Source organism: Microbacterium sp. RG1, assembly GCF_005347485.1.
In the GTDB taxonomy this organism is placed as follows: Bacteria; Actinomycetota; Actinomycetes; order Actinomycetales; family Microbacteriaceae; genus Microbacterium; species Microbacterium binotii_A.
The window spans coordinates 2,248,791-2,271,717 of record NZ_CP034121.1; the positions used below are offsets into that span (position 1 = coordinate 2,248,791).

Genomic DNA, 22,927 nt, shown 5'->3' on the forward strand with positions numbered 1-22,927 from the left:
AACTTCGCGCTGAGTGATTGCGGGTGTGCGTCTCCGGAATCGAGGACCTGCAAAGTGCTGAGTGCGGGTTCACCGCGTCGTATCGGAACCGGACGCCACCCCAGCTGTTGGGATTGCCGCAGTAGCTCTCGAATGTCAGCCTGACAGGTGGTCCATCCGTTTCGGATCGCCTCGTCAGCGGCTTGCTGCAGGGTTGTCATCGCACCGAGTCTTTCACACCCGGCCCCCCGACATGGCGCTCATGAAGTTCATCGGCTGACGCGACGTGAGGCTTGACAGGATCATCTCGAATTGCCTTCTTTGACCGCGGCTGGTTTCCACTTCAGTCGTCCGGCGGTCTTAGCCTGCTTCGCACCAGACATGGACGGCTCTCATACCGAGTTCGTTCAAGCGTCGCGAAGCGGTTGATTCGAAACTGGGACTAGGCGCCGATAGTTCGGATAACTGTGAATATCGGCGGTTAAGTCAACATCCCTTGAAGCGAGATGGGACTGATTCTGGAAGCCGACCCTTCAGGAGGCTCCTCTCCGCCGTCCACTGAACCCACTTAGCGCGATGAGGACGGCCAGGGCCGCCAGAAGCACGGCGCACGCAGGAGGATCGATGACGCCTCCGCTGGGACGCCCAGCAGTAGGTTCGGGGGCGGAGCTAGCGAGGCCGACAGGCTGGGGTACTACGGCATTGTGGACGGGGGTATCGGCATGCAATGGCTTGCCGTCAACAAGCGCGATCACCGCGGTGATGAGCAAACTGATCGATCCAACAACAGCCGTCGGGAGCCACTCCTGCCCTGGCGTGAATTGGACGCTGATTACAACCAAACCCGCGCCGACGCCAAGCGTGAGGAGCACGAACGCCACCATGCGCCACCCGCTGGTCAGGTCCCGAAGCGCAGGCACGAAGATCGTGTACACCGCGCCAGGGAGCGTCGTGAGCACGAGAGACACCCAAATTAAAGGGACGCCGTCTCGAATCATGTTGGAGGCGACGATGAGTCCAACCACTTCGACCCCTATGGCCGATGCCATGTAGATGCTCGCACGAACATCACTCCGCCACCTGCCGCTTCCCGAGCTAGGCAACTTGGTGTGTTGAGTCATTTCATTCCTCTCCCCGAACAAGGTCAACGTGACGAGCAATCGCGTTGTAATCATTCAGGAAGATGGACGCATCGGTCGCAACCCAGGCAACGACACTCTGCACTGAGTAACACACCGGTCCGCCCCGCGGCCTACGGGTCATCCCTCAACATGCAACATGCACTCTGTGGACCGCGGACCCGGAACCAGCAATGCCCCACAACCCCGGGCGCCACTGAGTTCGACGCGGCAGTCGAGCAATGTGGGGCATCACCCGAAGCCTGAAACCTGCCGCAACCAACGAGCGACGTTCTTGGTCCTCCCAAGCGGCAAGGACAGTCTTGCGACTAGAACACGTACTGAGCCGAACGACCCTACTCCTCGACGGCACCATCCCTGGACGACGACATTCACGTTTGCGGCGGCAGTCAGCTGACGATGGTGATGCCGGGGGCCCTGGTGAAGCCCCATCTACGAGCCGACTAGCCACGCGACCAGGTTCTGAACAAATCCCCACGAGAACGCCCCCTGCCAGCAGCAATCACGTCGGCGGTAGCGGGCACTTCGTTCTCCTTCAGATCTTCGGCCAGTCGCTGGTCAGGTACGCCTCGACGGCGCGGTGGCGGAACGAGTACGGCTTGCCGCGGTCGATGATGCCGCGCACAGTGTCGAGCCGCTGCGCGGTGGGGCCGGCGTCGGTGGTCTTCTTGAATCCCATCTTCTCGGCGATGCGGGTGAGCGTGCGCTCGGCAGCCGGAAGGTCAGCCATCGCCTCGAGCAGCTGCTTCTCGCGAGCAGGCAGGCGTTCCAGGATGCGCTCTACGTGGGCGGTCGCCTCGCGCTGAGCGCCGCGCCAACCCTGACGCACCTGATCTGCAGTGATGGTCTGCGAGGCGCCGGCGTACCAGGCCTGCTCGCCGGCCAGCTGGAACAGGAATGGCTCACCGCGACAGAGATCCACGATTGCCGCAGCGGCATCCGGGGCCATGAACACCGACGCGGTGCCGCCGACGCCGTCCGGGACCTCCCACCCCTCGAGGACGAACGTCTGCAGCGCCTCAGCCAGGTCCAAGTCGTCGATCGCGGCGAGCGTGGTGGTCTTGAACCGTCGCGCGAACGTCGCACCCTTGCGGGCACCGGCCATGTCTTCGAAGTCCGGCAGGCCCGTGAGGTACACCGCGATGGGCAGCGAGCGGCTGACACGCGCGCCGCCGGGGACTGTGACCTCGACCTCGTGGGTAAGCGCGTCCCCGAGCGCGATGAGCAGCTGCGAGAGAGCCTTCTCGTCGGTGATGTTCTGGATCTCGTCGATGTGGATCAGCGCCATGACGTCGCCGTGCGCGATCGCCGCCACACCGACCTCGACCAGGAGCTCTGTCAACGCAGAGTACGGCTCCGGTCCGTCGACACCGCGGAGCGTGAGGGAGACACCGGAGGCAGCGACCGCTTGCACGCGGGAGATCGCGTCGCTGATCTTCTTCTCGCGCGATGCGGGAAGACCTGCAGCATCGGCGAGCTTCAGCACGGCGTCGGCGACGAGCTTGAGCGGGTCGCTTCCTGCGGGGATGCGCAACTGCGGGGTCACCCAGTCGCCAGCGCGCGACGCCTCCTGTGCGATCTTGCGCACGAGCGTGGACTTGCCGAGCCCGGGTTCTCCGAGGATCGTCCGGCCGCGCTCAGGAAGGCCAGCGAGTCGTCGCGGGCGGACGACGTCGCGCCAGTCGCTCAGCTGCTCGATGCGTCCCGCCCAGACCTCGGGGATGGTGTCCGAGCCAGGGCTGAAGGGGTTGTCGAGAGCATCGCGCATGTCGATAAGTTTATCAGTCTTTTGCGCGCTTGCTAACTTTATCGGCGCTTCGATCTGGTGGCTCGAAAGAAGCCGCGTTTCTCGGTAAATGGTAACCGCAGACGCTGCAGCGCCGGTCGATGACGCAAGCCCGATCTCTCGAGCGGGCTCGTCAAGGGGGCGAGTGATGGCGGCCGGGCAAATGTACCGTTTCTGCCGATCCAAAAACGGTACACGCATGCGACGTGATAACCCCAGGTCAAGGGGCGTTTTTGCCCCTATGCACGTGGGGAGAATGTACCGTTTATTTGGGGGCTCGGAGGCAAAAACGGTACATGGGGGAACGGGATAACCCTTGATTTTCCGCGGTTTTCTTGATGATCAAGAGAGAAATGTACCGAATGTACCGCCGATTTCGAGAAACCCTACACATGCGCGCATGCACACACGCACGCATATAAGTTCCTTCCAGAACGCGGTACATTCGGTACATTCGCCCTTCAGCCCACGAAATATCCCGGTCAGCGGGGCTTTCGGTGTGTACCGTTTCTGATTTTCGTCGCGGTACACGACCGCTGCGATCGCGCAGAAGGCGTCAGGAATTGCGGCTTTGATCGGGGCTTTTCCTCGGGCGACCGATGTACCGCGAAAAACGGTACATCCTCGCTGGGGGACACCGATGACGTCAGTGCTGATAGTCGACGCCGGCACGGTAGTCGGCATCGTTGCTTTCGCGAGAGGCGTCAGAACCATCGCGGAGCTCTGTCCGCAGGCGCGAACTGATCGCAATCCGCTTTCCTCCTCTTAGCCCCCCCCTGCGCCAAGCCGAGATCGAACGCGTTCGCGAACGACTCGAGCGTTACGGTGGGTCCCGGCGAGCTGAGTTTGATCTCCACGTTCGGCCCCCTCCCCCCACATGGTGCATTGTGTCGGCGGCTTCGAGCCGGTAGACCCACCCCGGGTACAGCGCGCGCCGAATCTCCACTGCTTCGCCGTCGGGCGCGGGCCCCTGGGCGAACCCTCGTCACTGCCCCTGCCGGTCCCAGCGCACCGCCCACTCCGCGGCAAGACTCGGGAGCTCGCGCACAGTCTCTCGCCCGCAGATGAGATGCGTGACCTTAGCCATGTTCACGAGATCAACGAGGCGGCAGAGGTAGCTCTTACCTTTCACCCACCAGGTTTCGTAAGCATCAACGATTATCAGGTGGTCGATTGGGACGCCTGTGACCGCCTCGACCTCGGCTCGTTCGTAGCCATCGAGCGCGGTGATGTAGACAGCATCCGAGATCTTCGAACCAAAGGTGGTTGTGTAGTAGTACTCCTTGATTTCCCACATCGCCAGCGGGTTCACCGTGGCAGGCATAGACCCATCCATCCGCCGCGACATAGCGGCGTAGAGCGTGCCTTCGAAGTCAATCACGGGCAGTGCTCGCGGATCATAGTCGCAAGGCCGTCCGCCGAGGGCATCTGCCACCACGAGGTTGACGATTGCCGTCAGGAAGGAAGGCTGGCGCATGTCGCCCGACTGCTTGTTCATCGGGACGCGCACGACGTTCCCGTGGACCTCGAAGTCAACGGCGATCTGCACGTCGCCCTTCATTACGGGGCCGAGCGGGCGAGCCCCGGTCACATCCACTACTTCATCGAAGAGTTCTGCCGCCTCGGCGGTGACCATCAGATCATTCTTAATCTGGTTGTTCAAGATGTCAGCCCGATAGGCGAAGTAGTCCGCGAGAAGGAGCGCCAAGTCGGACGGAGCTCGAACTTCGCCCAGCGCATCTGTCGGCCGCCCCAGCTTCACCATCGCGCGGTGCATGTCGAACGGCGTGAAAGCGCTGATGACCCCGCTACGCGGAACGGAGGAACCAAGCGCTTCGGTGATCGTTCGAACGTATGCCCAGAATATCGAGCCCTGGTCCGCAAACCTCGGGTCTGCTCTCATTGCACTGCGCCCCGATACGCTTCGAGAATCTCGTCGAGCGGAGTGCCCAGCGCGGCGGCAATGTCCTCAAGGTCTTGAACATCAAGCCGCCGCTGCGCGGTCTCGTACTTCGACACGAAGGACTGCGGCTTGCCGAGAGCCTCCGCGACTTCGGCTTGGCTCAGCCCAGCGGTCACGCGGAACCTGGCAAGCACGTCTGCGAGGATTACGCGACGCTGCCGTTGGTCCATGAGGCCAAACTGGCACTCTGCTCTTAATTATCCGAAATTGGGATATGTGCTAGCGTAGGTCAGTGACTCTCCCCGACCTCAAACCGCAACGCGTGGTCGCCCCCTTCAAGTCGCAGCTGCTCAAGTGGATCGGCAACAAGCAGCGCATGGCGCACTCGATCGCCAACCTGTTCCCGGGCGACATGCAGGCCTACCACGAGGTGTTCTTGGGGTCGGGCGCTGTGCTCGGAACGCTCGCGCCTGAGCGGGGATACGGTTCCGACGTGCTGCCGCCACTGATGGAAATCTGGCGCACCCTCTCGGCTGACCCCGAACTGGTGAAGCGTTGGTATGCCGAGCGCCGAGAGGGCTGGACGCCGGAGACGAAACTCGAACTCTACGAGCGCGCCAGAGCGTCCTTCAACGCGAACCCCAACGGGGCAGACTTACTTTACCTATGCCGGACGTGTTACGGCGGTGTTGTCCGGTTCCGGAAGGGCGACGGGTACATGAGCACTCCCTGCGGCGTTCACTCCCCGATGCCCGCTGATAACTTCGCTGCGCGCGTTGACCAGTGGGCGTTTCGAACACGGAACGTGCAGTTCGACCTCATGGACTTCCGTCAAGCGTTCGAACGGGCGGAGTCGGGTGACGTTGTGTACTGCGATCCGCCCTATACCGACAGTCAGACGATCCTCTACGGCGCACAAGCGTTCAATCTTCACGACCTGATTGAGCAGATAGACGTCGCCAAGTCCCGTGGCGTCCGTGTCGCGCTCAGCATCGACGGGACAAAGAAGTCGGGACTCCACACCGTCCTTCACGATTTCCCCGAGCACCTCTTCGAAACAGAGGTGGCCGTCACCGTGGGCCGAAGCATGCTGCGCAGGTTCCAGATGGGCGGCGAAACGCTCGAATCAGAGGTAGTCCATGACCGACTGCTGCTCACGTACGCAGAGTAGTTAGGCAGACATCGCGCGTTAGTCCGACCAAGAAACAAAGAACCAAGCGATGCCGATTGCGATAGATCCCATCAGAGGGATCAGGGTCTCAGTCAGCGATGTTACTTGTGGCGACCTCGCTGGCGCACCATACGACGACGCCCCGACCGCGTTGCTCAGCATCCTCGAAAGCCGCGACGCCGATGGGGCGCTCTAGCTGACGTGAGCTGGTTGGCGGTGCCCCTCTCGCCGCTCTTAGGGTTGTGGCGGTGGGACGCCTGGAATGGCGGCGGCCGCACCGGTCTTGTTGTCCACCAGCTGGATGCGGCCCGCCTCATCGCGGGTGATAGTCAAGTCCGTGCCCACGGGCATGTAGAGAATCGGCAACACCGCGGGCTCGATGTCCACAACCGTGTTGAAACTCACGACCTGGAGGTTGGCGGGGTCGTTGATGTAGTCGTCATCGTCAATCTCAGAGAGAAAGCGCCAGCCGTTGTCTACGGCATCTACCGCCTTCTCACGAAACGCCCAGCGCAGCGGTGCACGCCGCTCCAGGACGTTCTTCGAAACGATGGACCCGCCGGAGTTCTTGACGTATTCAGGGATGCGATGAGACATAGCTCTCCATGCGCTCCAGGATGCTCTTTCGGTACGGCAGTTTCGCGGCCGACTTGATCGGAGACAAGCCGTGGACGGATTCAGTCGTGAAGTCCAACACGGGCTGCTGGAACCAGAGATCGTAGATAGGGGCGAGGTCGTCGTCGGTGTACTTCATGTTGAGGACTTCGAGGAACGGCAAACGGCGAGCGTCATCAAGCGCATTTACATCTGCGCCATGCTCGATGAGACGCTGAGCAAGCTTCACATCCTCCGCGATGTCATGCTTCGCGTGACCGAACAGCACATGCAGGACTGTCACACCTCCGCTGCCCGGACCTCCCAGCGGAGCACCATGGTCCAGCAAGAAGTTCGACACTTCGTATCGGGAAGCTAGGTCGGTGTTGCCCAGAGCCATCATCACAAGGCTCCTGCCATCTTGCGCCAGGCGAGCAACGTCGGAGGGGTCGAAGGCCTTGAAGAACTCTGTGGCAGGCTTCATGCGAGCGGTAAGGAAGACATCCATTACTCGTACCTATGACTCCTGTTGTTAGAGGGCAACTCGGGCCGGTAGTTCGCGGGGTCGTTGTACCAGTCGCGGAACTCGGCTGGCGTCATCTCTCCATCCTTGTATCGCTGCCATACGACATCGTACTTCTGGTCTGGAATGTGCCCCATGTCCCAGACACCATTGCGCGGCGTGCCGGGGACCCAGTCGATGACTTCATCGGTGTTGGGGTCTCGAACGAGGCCGTCCGGTCCCTTGTTGTTCTCCCATGTGGTCTCCGGAACGTCCTTCCGGAACGACGGTCGCGCGCCAGGTTTCAGGTAAGGACGCGTATCAACGACGGCCTCCGCGACTTCGGCAGCGGCTTCCGCGGCCCGTTCGCCCTCATCGCCCCACTTGAAGAGGTTGCGAAGCGCCTCCTTGGCGGAGTTGACGAGCTTTTGGAGCATCCCGCGCAACTTGTTCATCGCGTTCACGACCGTCTCAACGGTGCGGGCGATGCGAGGCGTCAGTGCGGTGACGCGCGTTCCAACCTGCACCGCGACGGCGGGTGCTCCCACGCCCAGCGTCGCGACTGCGGTGATCGCGGCACTTACGGCCATGCCCACGATTTGCGAGATGGCGTCGCGCACGATGTCGTGTGCGAGCTGGACCATCTGCGACGCCATCGATAGGCCCGAGGACACAGCGCCCGCCCAGGTCCCAGAAGATGCGAGATGCTGCGAGAGGCCGGTGACATGCGCTCGGTAGGCATCAAAAGTTGCACCCGAAAGGTCATCGAGGTCGCCGAGACGGTTCATTGCCGTGGCGCTAAGCTCGCTCATCCGCCCGGCGACGTTGCTCCAGGTCTGCGCGAACGCCTCGACCTCGGAGGCGCTCCCGGTTAGATCGTTAAGCCAGCCCTTAAGAGGCTCGATGTGGTCGAGCAGCCATCCAAGACCATTCGCGATGAGGGTGCCGATGGGGTCGATGATGGCCGCGGCCGTGTCGAGAGCAACAGAGAAAGCCGCCATTCCGCCGTCTATCCAGCTTCCGCTCTGGATGGCTTCAGCCAGCGCCTGACTGTCCGTGATGAGGAAGGCGCCACTGAAGGCGGGCGTCGTGTCTACTGGCGCCGCGACGAGTGGGGTGCTCATCCGAGGCGGCCCTCGATGCTTCGTGCGGCCTGAGCGACCGCATCCTCATAGCCTTCGAAGTCGCGAACGACCGCGCGCATTGCGTTTCCCGTGCGCTCCAAGACTCCTTCGGCGCCGTTGATGTGCTCCGCAACGGCGCCCGACACCACCGCAACCGGCGGCACCATCCAGGCGCAGAGCAGGCCGAACGCGCCGCCGCCTAAGTTGATGCTCTGAATGGCCGCGGCAGCCTCCGCTGCGTCCTGTGCGAGCTGCTGCATCCGGCTCGCGTGCTGAAGCATGATGTCCGCATCGACCTTGATGTCGACGCTCATGCCCGGCCTCCGAAGCGCCAACTGTGGTCGCCGGTCTCGTCGGCTTCGAAGTCAGCAGCGACAACTCTCACGAGCGGGTCGTCCTCGCCGAGAATCTCGACGGTCCGCGCCAGTGTCTGCGCGCGCGCGTCTTGAGTGGCCTTGCGGACGAGTTCCATGACCTCTTCGCTTACGCGTCGACCCCCGCGCTCCAGCGCAGCATCGGAGATGTTCACCGAGCGAAGTGCGCCGCTGCTGTCCACCTCGACTGAAACATCACGGCGCAGCGAGACGGCCCGGCCGCGAACCTCGTCGATAGCGGCCTGAAGCTGCGGCAGCAGTGCTCCGCGTTCCTCGGCGCGCCGCACATCGTCGCGAATCCTCGCGATCGAGTCCTCTGGAGTCTCATACATAGGGCTCCCCCTCCCTGAGGCGAGGGTACGCCGCGCCGAGAACGCCCCCGGCGTTATCCACAGCGGTGACTCTTGAGACGCACGTATGAGTGCGGCTCACGGATTGTTACCGCTGCGTTACCGCGACGCTCTCCAAGAACAAGAGAAACCCCCGCGATCCCAATGTTTACAAGGGATCTACGGGGGTTTTCATGGCGGTGACGGTGGGATTTGAACCCACGGTAGGGGGTTACCCTACACAACTTTTCGAGAGTTGCACCTTCGGCCGCTCGGACACGTCACCGCCGACCAGCTTACGTCACGCCGGGCCGAGCCGCCAATCAGCACGAGTCGGCGCCCCTCACCCATCCTGCGTGTCTCACTTATGCACGTTCAGCCAGCCGTTTGCCTGCATAAGTGAGACACAGATGCGGGGGCCACGCGACCTTGGGCCACGGCCCTGGGCCACGGACCACGGGCCACGCGACCCTGGCGGCTCAGCGGGCGAGGACCACGGGCCCTGGCGGCTCAGCGGGCGAGGGCGGCGACCCCGGCGATGAGGTCGACCGCACGGGCCGGCTCGTCGATCCCGGCGGCGAAGACATAGGTCGCGGCGAAGCCCGCATCCGAGAGCGCATCGACGCGCGTCGCGACCTCGTCCGGAGTCGAGCTCGGGTTGATCGCGATCATGGCGGTCTTCTCGATCTCGTCGTAGTCGCGACCGACGTCGTCGCAGTGCGCGCGCAGCACGTCGAGCTTGTGCGTGGGCACCTCCGCCATCGCCGACAGGTTGCACGCGTCGGCGTACTGCGCGACGAGCTTGAGGGTCTTCTTCTCTCCCCCGCCGCCGACCATGAGGTACGGCTTGGTCACGTTCTGCGGCGAGTTGAGCGTGCGCTCGAGCTGCCAGATCGCACCCTCGTACGGCTCCTCGGAGTCCGACCACATCTGCAGGCAGATCTGGAGCGTCTCCTCGAGCTCGCGGAAGCGCTGAGCCACGGGAGGGAACGGGAATCCGAGCCCCTTGCACTCCTCCTCGTTCCACGCAGCGCCGATCCCGAGCCCGACCCGGCCGCCGGAAAGGACGTTCAGCGTGGTGATCTGCTTGGCCAGCAGCGACGGATGCCGGTAGATGACGCCCGTGACGAGGGTGTGCAGCAGCGCCTTCTCGGTGTGCGCGGCGATGAAACCGAGCGTGGCATAGGCCTCGAGCATCTCGTGCTCCACCGGACCGATACCCGGCAGCTGCCAGAAGTGGTCCATGACGGTGATGCGCTGGATGCCGGCGGCCTCCGCGTTGCGCACGTGCGCGGCGAGCGCGGGGCCCAACTGAGCGGGCCCGCTCTTCCAGGTGAAGTCCGCGATGTGGATACCGAATTCCATGGGCCCGTCCCGTCCGGACGGATGCCGCATCCGCCCTCCGCCGATCAGGGTACGACCACCGCAGCACCCCGAGGGCGGATGCGGATGAACTCATCGGAACGGGATCAGAACCGGATGCGGCCGCCACCTCGACGCGCCGGGTTTTCTTCCGGCGAACACGCCCGCGCGCGCCGACCGCCGGGCCTGCCAGACTGGGGTCATGTCTGCGATCGAGAACTCGAAGCTCACCGTCGTCGGCGCTGGCAGCGTCGGCTCCAGCGTCGCGTATGCGGCCCTCATCCGCGGCTCCGCACGCCACGTCGCCCTCTACGACATCGCGACGGAGAAGGCCGAGGCCGAGGTGCTCGATCTCGCACACGGCACGCAGTTCACCGGCACGAGCGACATCATCGGCGGCAGCGACCTGTCGGTCGTCGAGGGCTCGCACGTCGTCGTCATCACCGCGGGAGCGAAACAGCGCCCCGGTCAGACGCGGATCGAGCTCGCGGGCACGAACGCCAACATCATCAAGTCGATGATGCCGCAGCTGCTCGAGGTCGCCCCCAACGCCATCTACGTCATCGTGACGAACCCCTGCGACGTGCTCACCGTGCTCGCGCAGGAGGCAACCGGTCTGCCCGTCGAGCGCATCTTCGCCTCCGGCACCGTGCTCGACACCTCGCGTCTGCGCTGGAAGCTCGCGCAGCGCGCCGGCGTCTCGCCCTCGAGCGTGCACGCCTACATCATCGGCGAGCACGGCGACACCGAGTTCCCGCTGTGGTCCAGTGCCTCCATCGGCACCGTGCCGATCCTCGACTGGCAGACGCCGACGCATGACCGCGTGACGGTCGACGAGCTCGACGAGATCGCCGTCGACGTGCGCGACGCCGCCTACAAGGTGATCCAGGGCAAGGGCGCCACCAACTACGCGATCGGCCTGTCGAGCGCCCGCATCGTGGAGGCGATCCTGCAGGACGAGCACGCGGTCATGCCGGTGTCGACCGTGCTGCACGGTTACCACGGCATCGACGGCGTCGCCCTCTCGGTGCCCTCGATCGTGAGCGCGTCCGGCGCGGTTCCGATCCCCGAGACGGCGTTCAGCCCGAACGAGCTGGGCCTTCTCCGACGTTCGGCCGACGCGCTGCGCGACGTCGCCGCATCCCTGCGCTGATCGCATGATCGAGCTGGCGCACGCCACCTGGACCGAGGTCGCAGCGTATCTCGCGTCCCGCCCGCGCGTGGCGGTACTCCCCTTCGGGGCGCTGGAACAGCACGGTCCGCACCTGCCCCTGTCGACCGACACGCTGCAGGCGGATGCGGTCGCCCGCCGCCTCGCCGAGAACCTGGACGCGGCGCTCCTGCCACCGGTCGCCTACGGCAACACGTGGAGCAACGACGCGATGGCGGGCACCGTCTCGATCGGCGCCGATACGGTCACCGCCCTGTGCACCGACATCGCCGCATCCCTCGATCGCGCCGGCTACGCGCTGCTCGTGGTGGTCAACGGCGACTACGGCAACCGGCTTCCCCTGCATCGGGCGGCCGAGCACGCCGCCGCTGCCGGTCAGCGGATGCCGGTGGTCGTGCTCGACTATCCCGGGCTGACCGAGATCGGGGATGCGGTGAAGGAGTCGCCGTGGGCGGCGCCGGGCCTCTGCCACGCCGACGAGCTCGAGACGTCGATGGTGCTGGCCGTGGCGCCCGCTCTCGTGCACCCGGATCGGTACGAGGCCTCCTACCCCGAGCTGCCCGCGGACTTCGGCCTGCGGCAGATGCCCCTCGCACCTTTGTCGGCGTCCGGAGTGTTCGGCGACCCGCGCCCCGCGACCGCCGAGAAGGGCGAGCGGATCCTCGCGCACGTCGCCGCGGAGAGCGAGCGCATCGTGCGCCAGGTGCTCGCCGGCGTCGAAGGCGCCTGAGCCTCGATGCGTGCATCCGTGCTCGGCGCGGGCATCCGTGCTCGGCGCGGGCATCCGTGTCCGGCGCAGGCATCCGTGCTCGGCGCGGCCTCCGTGTCTCACTTATGCACGAAACGCGGCCCCCGCACGTGAACGTTCGAGACACGCACCACCTCACACACGGAGCCACCACATCCGTGTCTCACTTATGCACGAAACGCGGCCCCCGCACGTGAACGTTCGAGACACGCACCCGCGCACGCACCCACAGACACGCACCCGCGCACGCACCCACAGACACGCACCCGCACCGGGCCCCCGCACGCACCCGCACCGGGCCCGCACACGCCCACGCGCGCCCGCGCGGGCGGTCAGTCGGCGGCAGCCGCGCCGGGGATCGCGCCGATGAGCTCCCGCGTATACGGGTCGGCCGGGGCGTCGAAGATCCGCTCGGCCGTCGCCTGCTCCAGGATGCGGCCGCCGCGCATCACGGCGACGCGGTCGGAGATCTGGCGGATCACCCCGAGGTCGTGGGAGATGAACAGGTAGGTCAGCCCGTGCTCGGCCTGCAGATCCACGAGCAGCTGCAGCACCTGCTCCTGCACCGAGACGTCGAGCGCGGACACCGGCTCGTCGAGCACGATGAGCTCCGGACGCAGCGCGATCGCGCGCGCGATCGCGACGCGCTGACGCTGTCCGCCCGAGAGCTGGGCGGGACGCCGGGTGAGGAGGTCGGTCGACAGGCGCACCTGCCCCAGCAGGTCGCGCACGATCGAGGTGCGCTCCGCGCGGGCCACACCGAACGCCTGCAACGGCTCCGCGATGAGCTTCGCCACACTCATCCGCGGATCGAGCGAGCCGAAGGGGTTCTGATAGACGACCTGGATGCGGCGGCGCAGCTCGCGCAGCGCCGAGCCCCGCAGGTCGGTGATGTCCTCGCCATCGAACCGGATCTCGCCCTCGTCACTCGGAATGATCCTCGCGACCATGCGCGCCGTCGTGCTCTTGCCCGATCCGGACTCGCCGACGAGCGAGAAGGTCGTCCCGCGCGCGACCGAGAAGTCCACGGCCTCGACGGCGCGGATGCCGCGGCTGCCGCCGTACGTCTTGCCGAGGCCCGAGACCTCCAGCAGCGGTGCTCCGCTCTCGGGAACGACACGGTCGACGACGCTGGCCGACGGGGTGAGCCGTCGCGCATTGAGGCCCGGCGCCGCGGCGACCAGGCGCTGCGTGTACGGATGCGTCGGGTCTGCCAGCACGAGCTCGGCCGGACCGCTCTCGACGATCTCGCCCTTCTCGACCACGATGATGCGATCGGCACGGTCGGCGGCGACAGCCAGGTCGTGCGTCACCAGCAGCACGGCGGTGCCGTGCGCCTCGGCGAGTGCCTGCATCCGATCGAGCACGTGGCGCTGCACGGTCGCGTCCAGCGCACTGGTCGGCTCGTCCGCGATCACGAGTGCGGGCTCGCACGCCCACGCGATTCCGATGAGGATGCGCTGGCGGAGGCCGCCCGAGAGCTCGTGTGGATACTGGCCCGCGCGCAGAGGCGCCTCGGGCACGCCGACCTCGGTGATGATCTCCACGGCGCGACGGGCCGCATCCGCCCGCGACAGGCCGCGATGGCGGCGCAGAGTCTCGGCGATCTGCTCACCCACACGCATCAGCGGATTCAAGCTGTGGGAGGGATCCTGCGGCACGAAGCCGATCCGTCCACCTCGGATGCGGCGCAGCGCCGACGCCGAAGCGGTGGTGATCTCGGTGCCGTCGAAGACGATCGATCCGCCGCGCACGTGGGCCTCGGCCGGCAGGAGCTTCACGAGTGCGTGGGCGATCGTGCTCTTGCCGGATCCCGACTCGCCGACGACGGCGACGATCTCGCCGGGGTTCACCTCGAGGTCGATGCCGCGCAGTGCGCGGTGGGAACGGCGTCCGGTGCCGTAGTCGACGCGCAGATCCGTGACGCGCAGCAGAGGGGCGGTCATCGGTCACCTCCGATGAAGCGGGCGACGCGGTTGACGGAGAGGACGACCGCGAGGATGACGGCGCCGGGCAGCAGACTCAGCCAGGGCGCGATGGCGACGAAGTCGCGCCCGGCCGATACGAGCGCGCCCCACTCGGGTGCCGGCGGCTGAGCGCCGAAGCCAAGGAAGCTCAGCGCCGAGACCGACAGGATGGCGAGGGCGAGCTCGAGCGATGCCATCGCGATGATGGGGCGGGCCGCGTTCGGCATCACGTGACGCACGAGGATCGCGGGGCCGCGGGCGCCGAGCGTCCGGGCCGCTTCGACGTACTCCTCGCTGCGCACGCGCAGCACCTGTGAGCGCATCACGCGGGCGAACGACCCGGCCGTGCCGAGTCCGACGCCGAGGGCGATCGAGAGGGGGCCGAACCCGAGCGAGGCGACGACGATGAGAGCGAGCAGGATGCCGGGGATCGCGATGAGCACGTCGACGAAGCGCATGACCACGAAGTCGAGCGGTCCGCCCACATAGCCACACACGAGGCCGACGATGGAACCGATGAGCACACCCGCGACGACGGCGAGCACGGCCGAGGACAGAGAGAGCTGGGCGCCGTAGATCACGCGCGAGAACACGTCGCGCGCGAGGTGGTCGGTGCCGAACAGGTGCTCCGCGCTCGGCGGCTCGAGCCGGGCGGTGCCCACCGAGTCGTACGGATCGTAGGGGGCGAGCAGCTGCGGGGCGACGACGGCGACGAGCGTCAGCAGCAGCAGGAGGAGAGAGAGCAGGAGGCCGGGTCTGCGAAGGATGCTCATCGCGCACCCGCCTTTCGTCCGACGAGCCGCGTTCGGGTACGCGGGTCGATCACGCCGTAGAGTCCGTCGACGATGAGGGTCACGATGGCGTACACGGTCGCCACGACGACGACCACGCCCAGGACCACGTTCACATCGCGGGCCAGCACGGCGTCGACGGTGAGCCGGCCGATCCCGTCTCGGGAGAACACGGTCTCGACCACGGCGGTGCCGCCGGCGAGGTAGCCGATCTGCAGGCCGATGATCGTGATCGAGGGCAGCAGGGCGTTGCGCAGCACGTGCCGCACCACCACGGTGCGCTGCGCGAGGCCCTTCGCGTTGGCGGTGAAGACGAAGGGGCTGGCGCCGGCGTCGAAGACGGCGGCGGAGAAGACCTGGAAGAAGATGGCTCCGGTCGGCAGCGCGAGGGTGATGCCCGGCAGCACGACGCTCGCGAAGCCGTTGGTGCCGGATGCGGGGAACCATCCGAGTCCGAACGAGAACACGCTGATGAGCACGAGGCCCGACAGGAACGCCGGGATGGCGATGCCGAGCGGCGGGATCTGGGTGACGAACGCCCGCATCCACGCGGGTCTGGCGACATACGCCCAGACGGTGAATGCGAGGGCGGCGACGAAGCCCACCACGAGCGCGAACACGGCCACGGCGGCGGTGTTCGGGAAGGCGCGGCCGATCATCTCCGCGACGGGCTGGCCCGTGGCGATCGAGATGCCGAGGTCGCCGCGGAAGAGGGCGAGGAAGTTGACGATGTACTGCTGCCAGACCGGCCCGTCCAGCCCGTAACGCTCGCGGAGCGCCGCGAGCTGGGCGGGGTCGGTCGTGGTGGCGTCGCCGCCGCGCAGGGAGAGCGCGGCGAGGATGGGGTCCCCGGGCAGCGCGTGGATCAGCAGGAAGGCGACGGTGTAGGTCGCCCAGATCACGAAGAGGCACTGCACGATCTTCGGGATCAGGAAGCGGGCGATCGCCTGTGCCCGCCCTCCCGCTGAGGCCACGCGCTGCTCGGGGATGGTCATCAGTTCGAGACCACCGCGGCGTCGTAGAGGTGCAGACGCGAAGCCGAGTCGAAGGTGATGCCCTCGACGCCGGCGCGCGAGCCGTGCAGCTGCACGGTCTCCAGCGTCGGGATCACGTAGGCACGCTCGGCGACGATCTGCTGGATCTCGTCGACGATCTTCTGGCGGGCGGCGACGTCGGCCGTCTGGGACTGCTTCTGCAGGAGGCCCTCGAGCTCCGCGTCGTCGACGATGCCCCAACGGGAGGGAGACGCCGTCGACAGCAGGGTGCGCAGCGCGTCGGGGTCCGTGCGGGTCAGACCCGCGCCGAGGGCGTCGTAGTCGCCGGAGGCGATGGCGCCGAAGAAGTCACCGGAGGAGACCATCTTCAGCTGCATGTCGATGCCGATCTCCTTGAGCTGGATCTGCGCCGCCTCGAGCACGTCCTGCGCGTAGAAGGCCGTGACCGTGAAGCTGAGCGGCTGACCGCCCTTCGCGTAGATGCCGTCGGAGCCGAGCGTCCATCCGTCGTCCTCGAGCAGCTTCTTCGCGGCATCCGCGTCGAAGGCGAGGGTGTCGCCGAGATCGGTGTAGCCGGGGGTCGAGGAGGTCAGCACGCTCGTGGGCGCCTTGCCGCTCATGGAGCCGGCGAGCACGTTGATCTTGTCGCGGTCGAGACCCTTTGTGACTGCCTGGCGCACCGCCTCGTCGGCGAGCACGCCGCGCGAGGTGTTGACGACGAGCGAGTTCGGAACGCCGGGGTTGGCCTTTGCGTACAGGTGGTACTTGTCACCGGAGAAGCGCGCCTCGTCGACGTAGGGCACGTCCTGGATGACGTCGTACTCGCCGGACTCGAGACCGCCGGTGCGCACCGACGGCTCGGTGATGATCGGGAAGGTGACCGAGTCGAGGTAGGCCTCGCCCTCGTGACCGCGCAGCGACGACGCCCAGTCGTAGCCGTCGCGCTTGACGATCTTCACGGCGTCGTTGGGCACGTACGAGTCGAGCACGAACGGACCGGTGCCGGCGACGGCCTGGCAGCGCGCCTCGGCGGTCTCCGCGACCGTGGCCGGCGAGAGGATGCCGAGCGACATCGTGGTGGCGCCCTGCTGGAACTGCACGTTGGGGGCGGAGAAGTTCACCGTGAACTCGGTGTCGCTCGTGACGTCGGTTCCCGCGTAGCCTGCGAGGTAGCCGTTGGCGAGGGATGCGGAGGCGCCGAGCGCCTTGATCGCGTCGAAGTTCGCAGCGATCGCCTCGGAGGTCAACGGGGTGCCGTCGCTGAAGGTGACGCCGTCACGCAGCGTGAAGCTGTAGGACATGAGGTCGTCCGCCACGGTCCAGTCGCTCGCGAGCCACGGCACGATCTCGCCGGTGTCGGGGTTCTGGTCGAGCAGCGAGTCCGTCAGCTGACGGCCGACGATGAGCGAGGTGGTCACCGACGACTGCTGCGGGTCGAGGCAGGTCGGGTCCTCCTTGAGCGCGAAGACGATGTCCTGCGGCAGATCGGCGGCGGGGGTCGCGGAATCGGCGGCGGGAGCCGAAGCGGCACAGCCTGCGAGGGTCGCCACGGCGAGTCCCGCGAGAAGCGGGAGGGCGACGCGTCGGGCGCCGCCGGATCGGATGAGGGTCACGGGATCTCCTTGATGCGGGGAAGGGGTCGGGTGGTGCATGGGGGGAGGTCAGAGGGGAAGAGCGCCTGCGACGAGCTCGCCGCGGGCGACGACGGCCACGAGGTTCTCGGGGCGCAGGGTCTCGATGTCCTGCCAGGGCTTACCGCGGACCACGAGGAAGTCGGCACCGAGGCCGGCCTTCAGGCGCCCCGTGGTGCCGGTCAGGCGCACCGCGTCCGCAGCGTCCGAGGTGCCCGCGATGAGCGCGCGCTCGGAGCTCCACGAGAAGGCCGTCTTCATGAGGCGGAGCTCCTCGAGCTGGTCGCCGAAGCGCACCATGACGCCGTTCGCGTCGGTGCCGAGCACGAAGCGCACACCGGCCGCGGCCGCGCCCGTGAAGTTCGCGTCCCGCTCGATCACCACGGCGCGCGCCTTCTCGGCCGCCTCGTCGCTGACCGGGATGCGGCGATCGGCGATCGCGTCGTTGATGAGCAGGGTGGGAGCGATCGGCACGTTGCGCTCGATCAGCGTCTCCCAATGGCGCTCCTCGATGCCGGTGCCGTGCTCGAGCGAGTCGACCTCGAACCGCAGGGCGATGTCGACGCCCTCCGCGCTGTGCGTGTGGGCCGCCACGAGCATGCCGAGAGCGTGCGCCTCGTCGACGGTCGCGGCGATCTCCGCATCCGTCTGGTTGCGCCAGCCGACCTTGTCGCCCATCGAGAGCACGCCACCGCTCGTGTAGATCTTGATGCCGTCCGCACCGGCGCGCGCCCACTGGCGCACGAGCTTGCGGCACTCGTCGGGCGAGTCGGCCACCGGCGGACGGTGCGGGTAGTGGGGCGGCGTGAACAGGTCACCGTGGCCGGCGGTCATCCCGACGGGCCCGTTCACGAGCAGACGGGGACCGGGGACGAGTCCCGCCTCCAGCGCACGGGCCACGGCGTACTGCACGTCGCTGCCCGACAGATCGCGCAGGGTCGTGATACCCGCGGCCGCCGCACGTCGGGTGTGCGCGAGGACGTGCAGCGAGCGCTCCGCGGCCGGGGTGATGATCGGCCAGGTGAGCCAGTCGGCGCCGGGGGCCGCCGACGCGTCGAGGTGGACGTGCGTATCGATCAGCCCCGGAATGAGGCTGTACTCGGGCGTACCCTCGGCGCTCTCGACGGCCGTGATGCGTCCGTCCTGCCAGGACAGGCGGGCCGCACCGAGATCGCGCTCGCCGTCCCAGACGTGCAGGACGGGGGTGGTGACAGAGGTGGACACGGCGATCTCCCGGGGGCGAGGAGGGCGGAGGGGGGACGGGGTGGGCAACGCTGACCGATCGTCACGATACCGAGGAACATGGCCGACAAATCGACAAGTGTTGACATACGGCGGAATATTTACCGAAGCGAAACACGAGCAACACGCAAGAAATCGCCATCAGGGATGATCTGAGCGACCGATCCCGTGTCGTGGGAACGCTCACTTATCGACAAGCAGCCCGACAGGAGCTTCCATGCAGACCGCCGAGATCCAGACCGGGCGCCGTGTCGTCGTGGTGCTCGAACCCGGGGACGAGATCCTCACCTCGCTCGCCGACGCCTGCCGCCGCCACGGCATCGCCCAGGCGGCGATCTCGACCTTCAGCGGCGCGTTTCGCACCGTGCGCCTCATCGCGGCGGAGACGCCCGCCGCGGATCCCGAGGCTCCCATGCCGACCGCCGTCGACGTCCCCTATACGGAGGGCCTCGGCTCGGGCACGATCACGACCGCATCCGACGGCGCGCTCGTCGTCCACGTGCACGTGGCGGTCGGGGTGAAGGACGACGCCGCCCGCGCCTACGCGGGGCATCTCCTCTCGGGCGAGACGCACTACGTCGTCGAGGTGGTTCTGGACGAGATCCTCGCCCCCGTCCTCGAGCGGCGTCCGCATCCGGGATCCGCGGGACTTCCGATCCTTCAGATCGCCGCCGCGACTGCGCCATGATGTTCTCAGCCGTGCTCGCGACCCGGAAGGTCCCGCTGTGACGTATCTGCCGCTGCCTCGCCCGCTCGGCGATCGCGCCCACCTTCGCGTCCTCCACGGTCTGCTGCGCTTCGTACGCGAGGCCGCGGCCAGCCGCACCCCTCTCCCGGGGGAGTTGGAGCTGACCGCGCGCCTCGAGTGCACGCGGCAGCAGCTGCGCAACGCGATGGCCGCCCTCGAGGCGCAGGGGATCGTCCGCCGCCGACAGGGTTCGGTGACGACCGTGGACCCGATCGCGCTCCGGCTGAGCGTGCGCCTGGAGGAGCAGTTCGAGCACACCGACCTGCTCGACCGCCTCGGCTACCAGTCCGAGGTCGAGACGCTCTCCAGCGGCACGAAGGCCCTCGGCGCGGATGCCGGCGCGCTCATGGAACTGGCGGCCGAGATGCCCGCGCTCGCCGTGCGCAAACGCTGGCGCGCCGACGGCGTCGTGGCGATGATCGCCGACGACCTGCTTCCGCTCGACACCGCCGAGCGGAGCTTCGACCCCGACGAGTCCGTCTTCACCGCGGCTGCGAAGGTCTGGGGCGAACCGGTCATCTGGGAGGTCTCGACGCCGGGCGTCGCGACCCTCCACGGCGAACTCGCGGCGCTGTTCGAGCGGGCGGAGGGCTCGCCCGTCATGACCTCCGAGATCGTGGGGATCGGCGCCAGCGGGCGCCGCCTGATGCACAGCTTCGAGTACCACGCTCCCGACATCGTGTCGTATTCGCTCGTGCGCACCGTCCGCCCGCCGTGGGGCGGCGCCTGACCCCCGCATCCGCGCCCGCTCGCTTCGGCTCCGCGTCCGCGTCCGGGTCCGGTCGCGGTCACCGTACGGGCGCTCCCTGAGCCCGTTCGCCTGTCACAGATCGCGCCTTCCGCGTGGATCTGTGACAGGCGAGCGAGAACGCTTCGTGCTCACCTGTCACAGACGGCGCCCCGGGCCTCGATCTGTGACAGGGGAAGCTGAGAGCCGAGCCGCGGGAGTCAGACCCAGAAGCCGACGTGCGCCTTCGCGGCCTCGTCCTCGAGCAGCGGGCCGACGACCTCGATCTTGCGCTGACCGCGCGCGAACACCTCGCGGCAGGGAAGCGAGAACGTCGGGTTCTCGGGGTGGTCGCCCGTGAGCTCGAGCAGGCGGTGCTCGCTGAGCGCGTAGACCACACGGTCGATGCCGCACCAGTACGCGGCGCCGGAGCACATCGCGCACGGCTCGGCGCTCGTGAACAGGGTCGAGCCCTTCATCCCGTCCGCTCCCAGAACCCGGAACGCGGCGGCGACAGCCTGCAGCTCGGCGTGCTGGGTGGGATCTCCCTCGGGAGGCAGCGAGTTGTTGCCGCACGAGGAGACGACCTCGCCCGCGGCGCTCACGACGATCGACCCGAACGGATGCGTGCCGTGCGCGACCGCGTCTTCGGCGACCTGGATGCTCTGGCGCAGATGGGCGAGGTCGGCGTCTGTCAGTGAGTGCGTCACGAATCTCTCCTTGTGAACAAGTGCTACGAACCGACTTTCACCGTAGCGGGCAGATCCGCCAAAATCCGGGGTGAGCATTACGCGGGTGTTACAAGTCGCGAACGAGATCCGCTCCACTTGTCGACAAGTTGCGCGGAGCGGATAGCGTGCCGCTGTACCTCCCACCCGCATCCGAAGGGGACCCATGTCGCAGAACCACGTCGCGCGTATCGACGAGACGGCGATCCGCGCGCTGCCCAAGGCCGAGGTGCACGTGCACCTCGAGGGCACGTTCTCGTTGCTCGACATGCTGACGCTGGCGAAGGAGAATGACGTCGCGCTGCCTGGACCCGCCGCGACGCTGTTCGACATCTCCACGCACGACGCCTTCGCCGCCCCCGCGATCACCACCGGGGGCGGCGCGGGCGCCGGTTCGGCAGGTCTCAGCGGGTTCCTCCGGTTCCTGGACTGGCAGTGCGGGCTGGTGCGCACCCCGACGCAGGCGGCCCGGGTCGCCTACGCGTTCGCCGTACGTCAGAGCGCCTCCGGCATCGGCTACAGCGACGTCATCGTCAATCCCACGCACTGGAACGCGTGGCGCGGCCGCGAGCTCGACCTGCTCGACGCACTGGGCGCCGGGTTCGACGAGGCGGAGCAGGACGGCCTCTGCCAGGTGGGCGTCGCGTACTCCCTGCTGCGCAGCCAGTCCGGTGCCGAGGCGGAACGTCTGGTCGGCGAGCTCGTCGCCGCCAGGCCGCGTCGTGTGATCGCCCTGTCGATCGACGGCGACGAGAAGGTCACCGGCCGCACCGGTGAGAAGTTCCGGGGCGCGTTTCGGCTGGCCGCATCCGCGGGTCTGCGCCGGACCGTGCACGCCGGAGAGTCGAGCGGACCGGAGGGCGTGTGGGATGCGGTCGAGCTGCTGCAGGCGGAGCGCATCGACCACGGCGTGCGCTCCATCGAGGATCCTGCCCTCATCGACCGGCTCATCGCCGACGGCATCAGCCTCGGCGTGTGCCCGCGCTCGAACCTCACGCTCGGCATCTACCCCGACTGGGCCTCCCACCCCCTCCCGCGCCTGCTGGCCGCCGGCGTCTCGGTCACGTTGAACACGGACGACCCGGCACCGCTGGGCACCACCCTCGAGGCGGACTGGGCGGTGGCGGCCGAGCAGTTCGGATTCGACCACGCGGATCTGGTCGGCTTCGCCGCACGCTCCATCGACGCGTCGTTCGCCGACGTCGACACGAAGAGCCGGCTGCACGCCGAGCTCGCGGCCGTGAGCGAGGTCGCCCCGGTATGAGCGGTCGCCGTCGCCTGACCCTCCTGGCCGCCGCCTGCGGCGCAGGAGCGGTCCTCGTGGCGACGGCACTCACCGGCGCGGCCCTGGCCCGCACCGACGACTCCGTCGAGCTCGCACCCCTCATCGCCGGCTGGGGCACGCACTGGCAGGTCACCGGCACGAAGTCGGAGCCGCTGTACACCGAGCGCATCGACGCGCGGCGCGACGGCGACGCATTCGAGGTGCGCATCGAGGTCATCGGTCAGGGCGACACCGCCCTGGGCACACAGCGCAGCGCCGTCTCGGTGGATGCGGCCGGCACCATCGCGTGGACCGAGGGCTGCACCAAGGACGCCGCGGACTGCGCCGACGACGCGCACCTGCGCGGCTTCCTCGCGACCGCCGCCCTCATCTCCCTCGACCGCGAGGGGCGACTGCCGGCCTCCGGAACGGCCCGCACGCTGCACGGCACGCCGGTGGTCTGCGTGGCGGATGCCGCGTTGCACCCGGATGCCGCCGCCGCCGACGTGCGGCTCGACCCGTGCTTCGACCGCGCCACCGGAGCCGTGCTCGCGCACTGGTCCCCCGACAGCGCGGCCTTCGTGGGGGCCACCCTCGCCCCCGGCTTCACCGTCTCGACCTCCTGACCCGCACCACCCGAACCCGCCACACC

Annotated in this window: 22 protein-coding genes and 1 tRNA gene; 7 read left to right on the forward strand and 16 right to left on the reverse strand. The window is 67.3% G+C overall.

Annotated features, from left to right (window positions below; all coding sequences use genetic code 11):
- Positions 1 to 1,653: 1,653 nt before the first annotated feature.
- The 3 genes from EHF32_RS10890 to EHF32_RS10900 all read right to left on the reverse strand — a co-directional run bounded on the left by EHF32_RS10890 (position 1,654) and on the right by EHF32_RS10900 (position 5,037).
- Entirely contained in the window at positions 1,654 to 2,886 is a 1,233-nt protein-coding gene (locus tag EHF32_RS10890; protein ID WP_137418199.1) for an ATP-binding protein, read from the reverse strand.
- A gap of 1,003 nt (positions 2,887 to 3,889) precedes the next feature.
- Positions 3,890 to 4,807: a DUF7687 domain-containing protein gene (locus tag EHF32_RS10895; RefSeq protein WP_137418200.1), complete on the reverse strand. Its 918-nt coding sequence runs from the start codon at positions 4,805 to 4,807 to the stop codon at positions 3,890 to 3,892.
- Positions 4,804 to 5,037, reverse strand: coding sequence for a helix-turn-helix domain-containing protein (locus EHF32_RS10900; RefSeq protein ID WP_137418201.1), 234 nt, complete (start codon positions 5,035 to 5,037; stop codon positions 4,804 to 4,806). Before EHF32_RS10900 ends, EHF32_RS10895 begins: the two co-directional genes overlap by 4 nt.
- A 62-nt stretch (positions 5,038 to 5,099) precedes the next feature.
- On the opposite strand from EHF32_RS10900, the gene EHF32_RS10905 reads away from it, so the two are divergent.
- Positions 5,100 to 5,978 carry a DNA adenine methylase gene (locus EHF32_RS10905; RefSeq protein WP_202876812.1) on the forward strand — a complete coding sequence of 293 codons (879 nt, stop codon included), beginning with the start codon at positions 5,100 to 5,102 and terminating at the stop codon, positions 5,976 to 5,978.
- Between the two features lie 234 nt (positions 5,979 to 6,212).
- Here the strand turns inward: EHF32_RS10905 and EHF32_RS10910 are convergent, their stop codons facing one another.
- The 7 genes from EHF32_RS10910 to EHF32_RS10940 all read right to left on the reverse strand — a co-directional run bounded on the left by EHF32_RS10910 (position 6,213) and on the right by EHF32_RS10940 (position 10,266).
- Positions 6,213 to 6,575 (reverse strand): DUF2185 domain-containing protein, encoded by a 363-nt coding sequence (locus EHF32_RS10910; protein WP_137418202.1) that lies wholly within the window; start codon positions 6,573 to 6,575, stop codon positions 6,213 to 6,215.
- On the reverse strand, positions 6,556 to 7,080 hold the full coding sequence (locus EHF32_RS10915) for an ankyrin repeat domain-containing protein (protein WP_137418203.1): 525 nt from the start codon (positions 7,078 to 7,080) through the stop codon (positions 6,556 to 6,558). Before EHF32_RS10915 ends, EHF32_RS10910 begins: the two co-directional genes overlap by 20 nt.
- Entirely contained in the window at positions 7,080 to 8,198 is a 1,119-nt protein-coding gene (locus EHF32_RS10920; RefSeq protein WP_202876813.1) for an HNH/ENDO VII family nuclease, read from the reverse strand. Before EHF32_RS10920 ends, EHF32_RS10915 begins: the two co-directional genes overlap by 1 nt.
- On the reverse strand, positions 8,195 to 8,512 hold the full coding sequence (locus tag EHF32_RS10925; RefSeq protein ID WP_137418204.1) for a hypothetical protein: 318 nt from the start codon (positions 8,510 to 8,512) through the stop codon (positions 8,195 to 8,197). The genes EHF32_RS10920 and EHF32_RS10925 overlap by 4 nt, the downstream gene beginning before the upstream one ends.
- Positions 8,509 to 8,859 carry a YbaB/EbfC family nucleoid-associated protein gene (locus tag EHF32_RS10930; protein WP_137418205.1) on the reverse strand — a complete coding sequence of 117 codons (351 nt, stop codon included), beginning with the start codon at positions 8,857 to 8,859 and terminating at the stop codon, positions 8,509 to 8,511. The genes EHF32_RS10925 and EHF32_RS10930 overlap by 4 nt, the downstream gene beginning before the upstream one ends.
- A 237-nt stretch (positions 8,860 to 9,096) precedes the next feature.
- Positions 9,097 to 9,187, reverse strand: a tRNA-Ser gene (locus EHF32_RS10935).
- A gap of 224 nt (positions 9,188 to 9,411) precedes the next feature.
- On the reverse strand, positions 9,412 to 10,266 hold the full coding sequence (locus EHF32_RS10940) for an LLM class F420-dependent oxidoreductase (RefSeq protein WP_137418206.1): 855 nt from the start codon (positions 10,264 to 10,266) through the stop codon (positions 9,412 to 9,414).
- 199 nt (positions 10,267 to 10,465) lie between these two features.
- On the opposite strand from EHF32_RS10940, the gene EHF32_RS10945 reads away from it, so the two are divergent.
- Positions 10,466 to 11,416, forward strand: coding sequence for an L-lactate dehydrogenase (locus EHF32_RS10945; RefSeq protein ID WP_137418207.1), 951 nt, complete (start codon positions 10,466 to 10,468; stop codon positions 11,414 to 11,416).
- Positions 11,417 to 11,420: 4 nt separating this feature from the next.
- The gene (locus EHF32_RS10950; protein ID WP_137418208.1) at positions 11,421 to 12,164 is read left to right on the forward strand and encodes a creatininase family protein; all 744 of its coding nucleotides are present in this window, start codon (positions 11,421 to 11,423) and stop codon (positions 12,162 to 12,164) included.
- Positions 12,165 to 12,514: 350 nt separating this feature from the next.
- Here the strand turns inward: EHF32_RS10950 and EHF32_RS10955 are convergent, their stop codons facing one another.
- From EHF32_RS10955 to EHF32_RS10975, 5 genes are read right to left on the reverse strand one after another with little or no spacing between them, the layout of a single operon-like run.
- Positions 12,515 to 14,128 (reverse strand): dipeptide ABC transporter ATP-binding protein, encoded by a 1,614-nt coding sequence (locus EHF32_RS10955; protein WP_137418209.1) that lies wholly within the window; start codon positions 14,126 to 14,128, stop codon positions 12,515 to 12,517.
- Complete coding sequence (locus tag EHF32_RS10960; protein ID WP_137418210.1) at positions 14,125 to 14,922, reverse strand: ABC transporter permease; 798 nt, start codon at positions 14,920 to 14,922, stop codon at positions 14,125 to 14,127. Before EHF32_RS10960 ends, EHF32_RS10955 begins: the two co-directional genes overlap by 4 nt.
- Positions 14,919 to 15,935, reverse strand: coding sequence for an ABC transporter permease (locus EHF32_RS10965; protein WP_137418211.1), 1,017 nt, complete (start codon positions 15,933 to 15,935; stop codon positions 14,919 to 14,921). The genes EHF32_RS10960 and EHF32_RS10965 overlap by 4 nt, the downstream gene beginning before the upstream one ends.
- Positions 15,935 to 17,548 carry an ABC transporter substrate-binding protein gene (locus EHF32_RS10970; protein ID WP_161594097.1) on the reverse strand — a complete coding sequence of 538 codons (1,614 nt, stop codon included), beginning with the start codon at positions 17,546 to 17,548 and terminating at the stop codon, positions 15,935 to 15,937. Before EHF32_RS10970 ends, EHF32_RS10965 begins: the two co-directional genes overlap by 1 nt.
- Positions 17,549 to 17,596: 48 nt before the next feature.
- Positions 17,597 to 18,790: a metal-dependent hydrolase family protein gene (locus EHF32_RS10975; protein WP_161594098.1), complete on the reverse strand. Its 1,194-nt coding sequence runs from the start codon at positions 18,788 to 18,790 to the stop codon at positions 17,597 to 17,599.
- Positions 18,791 to 19,025: 235 nt separating this feature from the next.
- Here EHF32_RS10975 and EHF32_RS10980 point away from each other — a divergent pair, with 235 nt between their 5' ends.
- Entirely contained in the window at positions 19,026 to 19,496 is a 471-nt protein-coding gene (locus EHF32_RS10980) for a PCC domain-containing protein (protein WP_137418214.1), read from the forward strand.
- Between the two features lie 37 nt (positions 19,497 to 19,533).
- Positions 19,534 to 20,286 (forward strand): GntR family transcriptional regulator, encoded by a 753-nt coding sequence (locus EHF32_RS10985; RefSeq protein WP_137418215.1) that lies wholly within the window; start codon positions 19,534 to 19,536, stop codon positions 20,284 to 20,286.
- Between the two features lie 218 nt (positions 20,287 to 20,504).
- Here EHF32_RS10985 and EHF32_RS10990 read toward each other — a convergent pair whose 3' ends face one another.
- Entirely contained in the window at positions 20,505 to 20,993 is a 489-nt protein-coding gene (locus EHF32_RS10990; RefSeq protein WP_238343687.1) for a nucleoside deaminase, read from the reverse strand.
- Between the two features lie 184 nt (positions 20,994 to 21,177).
- Here EHF32_RS10990 and add point away from each other — a divergent pair, with 184 nt between their 5' ends.
- Together add and EHF32_RS11000 are read left to right on the forward strand one after the other, a co-directional pair.
- Complete coding sequence (gene add / locus EHF32_RS10995; RefSeq protein ID WP_137418217.1) at positions 21,178 to 22,275, forward strand: adenosine deaminase; 1,098 nt, start codon at positions 21,178 to 21,180, stop codon at positions 22,273 to 22,275.
- Entirely contained in the window at positions 22,272 to 22,901 is a 630-nt protein-coding gene (locus EHF32_RS11000; protein ID WP_137418218.1) for a hypothetical protein, read from the forward strand. The genes add and EHF32_RS11000 overlap by 4 nt, the downstream gene beginning before the upstream one ends.
- Positions 22,902 to 22,927: the final 26 nt, after the last annotated feature.